General features: G+C 53.9%; 1 pseudogene. It reads right to left on the minus strand.

Annotated features, from left to right (window positions below):
• Positions 1 to 136: 136 nt before the first annotated feature.
• A pseudogene (locus AO277_RS14530) lies at positions 137 to 484 on the minus strand (pectate lyase); the annotation flags it as partial.
• Between the last annotated feature and the right edge of the window lie 84 nt (positions 485 to 568).

Below are 568 nucleotides of genomic sequence, written 5' to 3' on the forward strand. Positions count from 1 at the left end.
AGTGTGGGGTTTCCCCATGTGAGAGTAGGTCATCGTCAAGATTAAATTCCAGAAACCCTCATCGCTTACGCGTTGAGGGTTTTTGTTTGTCTGGGGTTCCACAAACCTCTGCATTGGAGCCAGGGATCCCCTCAGCTCAGTTGAACGCCCCCATGCCTGCCAATCTGCTACCGGGGCGCAGATGGAAGCTGCTCAGCATTGGCAGACTTCCATCCAACTGACGCGGCGCATCCCAACCAATGTCCGAGACATCTTCAAAGTCAGCGTCGGTTACAGGCGTTTGCAGCGCCCATGAGTTGTGGGCCATATCCAGTCCTTCGCTGTTTACGGTCAACCGTCCCTTGTAGGCAATATTATTGAGCAGGTGGCCGAGAGGGATCAGCGAGCCGTCTGGCGCGATACCTGCCATGTTGTAGTTTGCGCCATTGGAAAAAGCCGTGTTGTTGATGAAGTCCAGTGCCAATGTGTCACCGCCACTGTAAAAATGACCCCCTAACGCCAACCTAGAATTGACCCCCCTGGGTAAAACTGGCGGCTTTGAGCTGCCAATATGTTGACCCAGGAGCAG

This window comes from Pseudomonas amygdali, assembly GCF_002699855.1.
In the GTDB taxonomy this organism is placed as follows: Bacteria; Pseudomonadota; Gammaproteobacteria; order Pseudomonadales; family Pseudomonadaceae; genus Aquipseudomonas; species Aquipseudomonas amygdali.